Here is a 4,487-nt window from a genome sequence, read left to right as displayed (position 1 = left end):
TGCAGCTGTCTCCAGTAGAGTATGAGAAACGCTATTTCCTGAGCTTGGAGAGTGTCTAGAAAACCAGGGGCGATTCAGTATTGGAACATGAACGACAACGTTTGGTTTACCTACAAAGCTCGAATTCAGGCACATAAAAGACTAGAGTGGCTAGATTTTCATGCACAACTGCTTCTCGTCTGGTATGCAATCCTGAGCACTATTCTCGCAGTATTAACCATTCGCTACCCCAAAGTAATGGGTGATAACACCGACATTCTTGCCACTATTCTATCGGTAGCTTTACTTGGTGTATCACTCTCTGTTGCCAACCGGGACTTCCGCGGTAGAGCTATGCTGATGCGCGACAACTATTTGAAACTACATAAACTTTATCGAAATATTCAGCATAATATTGGTAGCGATAGCGACCACCAGACCGAGTACCATGACATCCTATCTGAGGCGGAGAATCATCGTGAAATCGACGACAGAATCGCGCGCGTATTTTCTCAAGGCCTTACTAGCAGACTCCCGACGCGCCTTGAAAAAGCTCAAGCCTGTCTATGGTTAGTGACACGAGTGCTTATCACTCTATCATTATATGCCGCCCCCATCATAGTTGGGTTATACGCATGGGCTAAAAATTTAGAGCAGACTATTTAACACAGCTACACTTACCAATCACTCAAACGGCCTCTTCACATTGAATCCAACCAAGTAAGCCACAATTAGTTTTCATGATATATATATAATCCAGCCAACCAACCAACACCAAACACGTTGTATTATAGAGGAGCCAATTCTAATACCCCACTTACCTCAGACATCACGCTGCTCGTTGGTTAGTTAAATCCCCATGATTTTCCTAACCGGCGAGCGAGCAAACGCATCGTAAGAACGTAGTAATAGCGTGTTGCCTCGCTGCGCCGTTTTAGATGGTGTTCAAGAAACCAAGTCATATGCTTTTTTGCCAAGACCAAGGCGTCTGTCGCTGCCAGCGGTCCACAATTTTTGCTTGGATAAAACTTGCCTGATCCAGATGACGTTGCCGCGTCGCATGCGAGCCGGTCAGCACCCCAGCCAAGAACAGTTCCATATCGAATGCCTTACTCATGCGCGTCCTCCAATGTAGGCAGCGACCACGTCGATCCGACCGTGTCCCAACTCATAGCTGATTTGCCTTCGAGCCTCACGATCTAAGACCCTCTCTGCCTGGCAGCATTGACCGCCGTTGATAGGCGCGCGGTGTTCGGTGATTTGCTCATAACGTTCACACGCGAACGCAGCTCGCAGTTCATGGAAGGCTTTGAGGTTATGTGCATGCAGTGTGTCCCGCGCAGGGCGGACGATTTCCTGCAGAATGGTTAGGTAGCTTTCGCTCGGGGCAATCAGGTTGCGGCTACCTGCAGGCGACGCTTGCAGTGCAAACTCAAGAGCACCTCGAACCTGGTTGTCCACTGATATCCAACGCGGCGCCGAGGCGCCGGCACGGCCGCCTTTGGTGCCTTCCTGAATGTTAATCCTGCCTAGCTGGTTAGCTTAACGGCTTAGTCGTGGCAAATCCGCCAAGATGGCCTCACGCAAGCGCATGCCGGTGGCTCGCGCTAACTGAACAATCGCGGCGGCCCGTAGCTGATTATTGCGGCAAAGCATATCGACGATCTGCCTCACTTGTTCACGGTCCTGGCCATGAGGCACCGACTGGCGAACCCCGGTGCGTTGCATACCCAACGCCTTGCTCGGACTTGGCAACTTCACGCACTGATCACCGCGAAGCGCCGCCATGGTCCGGTTAACGCTGGATAGGCGGTTTTGTGCGGTACTGACAGCAAGGTCGCCGCGCCTAACCACGTCGCGCAGCTACGCCGCATAGTCCGCCAGTACCTTCCGATCAATCTGCCGCGCATCATTGATACCGGGCCCCTTTCTGAGCGGCACCATTTCACAAATGCCTGCCACCTATCACAGTGTGCCTTAACCGTGCCGTAGTGGCCGCTGCCGAATATGCCTTTGAGCGCCTGCGGCCCTGCGAAGCTCAATTGCCTGCCGTAGCCGAAAATGCGGCCATCCCGCCTACCTACCAATGCCATATCGTTCACCTCATCAGCCATTCTCCGACCCTCGCCCCACGTCATCCCGCCAAGAATGTTGAGTGTTATCAGGGATCAAGGCCCCTGCGACCTCTGGGGAATGTCCTCTACGCGGGACTGGCGGCTCCTTACGTCCTGGAGCAAGGGCATCTCATGATCTGGCCTCCTGAGCACCGTTACCGATGGGCGGGTGGAGGCAGCACTGGCTGACGAGACCAGTGCCTGAAGATCCTGAGCCAGGTGCAAGCAGCACTGCGATGACCGGGGCATGCCTGACTGTCAGTCAGGTGCAGTCCATTCCTTGGTCTGCGGCACCATCATCTACATGGCTGTTGCTGGTGACATCGGCGTTTGTCACGCCGATTGTCACGAGGGGGAATGCCGCAAAGCCCTGTGCGATCTGGGCTGCAGCAGTGTTAGAAGCGCCCGTCTCTTTCCAGCAGAAAGAGACGGGCGCAGGTTGGCGCGGAATTCGGCCAAGCGGATAGGTTGCTGCAGGTCAGCGAGGTACAGAGTATCTGGCGCACGAGCGCTATATGTGTAAGAGCATCCATCACATGGGTAGTGACCGGGCGAGCTGCCGGATGCGAATCTCCCTTGGGGAGAACCACCGCGAGAGCGGCGTGGCCTTGAAGGTTCGGGCCACCTGGGGTGCTGTCATCGACAGCGCTTGCACGTCCAGTTCTACGCCTGTGGGTAAACCCGGTCAAGGGTCCAAATTCAGCGTTACTTGGGACGTGAAAAGCTGTTATCCACCGGTGAAATTCCGTGGTAACTCCCGGACAACGTCGTGGCTTTTAGCTTTTCAAAGTGAGGTCCATCCAAACAGGGCGGCTTTGCAGCCCTGTTTGGATGGACCCGCGTGAAAGAGCAGCCAGCACCGATCTCGCAGACTTACCCGCGATTGAATGCGCAATGACCATTTGGCAACGCTGTGACGTTGTCGCCTACCGGATGGGCAAACTCATGCGGAGTGACATGGCCCGATCTGTTGGCATCGATGTAGTTACTCCACCACGCCATAATCAACCGACGCTGCTCCAGAAACTGGGCCTTGTGGATGTAAGCGGCGCGCACGCGGTTCCGCTCCTGATGACTCATCTGCCGCTCAATCGCCGCGTCCGTCCACAGCCCTAATTCGAGCAAGGCACTACAAGCCATGGTCCTGAATCCATGCCCGCAGACGTCCTTGGTGGTGTCGTAGCCCATATTGCGCAGCACCTGGTTAACCGTATTCTCCGACAAAGGTTTCCAGTACCTGTGGACACCAGGCAAGACGAGTTCAGAGAAGCGATTCAAGCTGCGCAGCTGCCCAAGGATCTCGATGACTTGAGGCGACAGCGGCACTATCTGAATGTCTCCACTCATCTTGGTCCCGTGCGTGGAATAGCGGACGCCTTCAATCGGCTTGCGGGTATCGGGGATCTCCCACATCGCCCGTTGCAGGTCGAATTCATTCCACCGGGCGAAGCGTAGTTCGCTGGAGCGCACGAACACATGCAGCGTCAGCAGCACTGCGAGCCGAGTCAGCTCGCGACCGGTGTAGTTGTCGATTCGGTCCAACAGTTCAGGAAGGCGGTTCAGCGAGAGTGCAGGACGGTGCACGGTTCGCGGCGCTTGAATCGAGCCGGCCAGATCGAGCGCTGGGTTTTGAGTGATCTGCCGCGCCCGCTTCGCACCCCGCATGATCGTGGATAGATAGTTCTGCACACGCAGGGCTACATCCATGGTGCCGCGATCCTTGATCCGCTGGGTGACCTCAAGGAGATCATGGGTGTCGAGTTCAGCGATAGGCCGCTGACCAATCAGTGGAAACACATGGGTGCGCAACCTGCTGAGAACCGTCTTGGCGTGGCCCTCAGTCCAACGCCGGGACATTTCGACGTGCCACTCCAAAGCGACGGTTTCGAAGAGAAGACTCGCCCGCTGAGCTGCGACATTGGCCTTCTGCTTTTCTTCCATCGGATCAAGGTTGTCCAGCAACAGTGCCTTGGCCTCATCGCGCTTGGTCCTCGCGACGGCCAACGAAACGATGGGGTACTTGCCGATGATCAGCGTGCCTTCCTTGCCGTTGGGTTTGAAATACCGCAGCCGCCAAGTCTTCGAGCCACTGGGCGCGACTTACAGGTACATGCTCCCGCCGTCGAACAGTTTGTAGGCGCGATCACTCGGTTTGGCCGTGCGGGATTTGAGGTCGCTGAGCGGAATGGCTAGGCGTGGCATAGGGGTACGTTCTCCACTCAGGAAAGACGCTGTACCCCAAAAAACACCCCCGGTTAGTGGGGATTTAGTTAGTTCCCGACGGAGGGTCTTGGAGACAAAAAACCGGCCAGAAGGGTAATGCCTGTCAGTTAAGCGTTACTGGGGCTGCTTTGCAGCCCTTCGCGGGCACGCCCGCTCCCACACGTTTGGCGC

Annotated in this window: 1 protein-coding gene and 3 pseudogenes; 1 reads left to right on the top strand and 3 read right to left on the bottom strand. The window is 55.5% G+C overall.

What is annotated here, in order from left to right; translation table 11 throughout:
• The first annotated feature begins 87 nt into the window (after positions 1-87).
• On the top strand, positions 88-645 hold the full coding sequence (locus tag QME24_RS24575; RefSeq protein ID WP_280091722.1) for an SLATT domain-containing protein: 558 nt from the start codon (positions 88-90) through the stop codon (positions 643-645).
• A gap of 179 nt (positions 646-824) precedes the next feature.
• Here QME24_RS24575 and QME24_RS24570 read toward each other — a convergent pair.
• The 3 pseudogenes from QME24_RS24570 to QME24_RS24560 all read right to left on the bottom strand — a co-directional run bounded on the left by QME24_RS24570 (position 825) and on the right by QME24_RS24560 (position 4,295).
• Positions 825-1,096: pseudogene (locus tag QME24_RS24570) on the bottom strand (hypothetical protein).
• Positions 1,093-2,072 (bottom strand): annotated as a pseudogene (locus QME24_RS24565) (integrase domain-containing protein). The pseudogenes QME24_RS24570 and QME24_RS24565 overlap by 4 nt, the downstream one beginning before the upstream one ends.
• An 894-nt stretch (positions 2,073-2,966) precedes the next feature.
• Positions 2,967-4,295 (bottom strand): annotated as a pseudogene (locus tag QME24_RS24560) (integrase arm-type DNA-binding domain-containing protein).
• Positions 4,296-4,487 lie beyond the last annotated feature (192 nt).

Origin of the sequence: Pseudomonas sp. PARCl1, assembly GCF_947311875.1 — a bacterium.
Classification (GTDB): Bacteria; Pseudomonadota; Gammaproteobacteria; order Pseudomonadales; family Pseudomonadaceae; genus Aquipseudomonas; species Aquipseudomonas juntendi.
Note: the sequence above shows the minus strand (reverse complement) of the source record. Positions and strands in the feature narration are given on the sequence as shown.

Coding starts and splice junctions, on each gene's coding strand:
- QME24_RS24575 (WP_280091722.1), top strand. CDS start 88: ATGAACGACAACGTTTGGTTTACCTACAAAGCTCGAATTCAGGCACAT.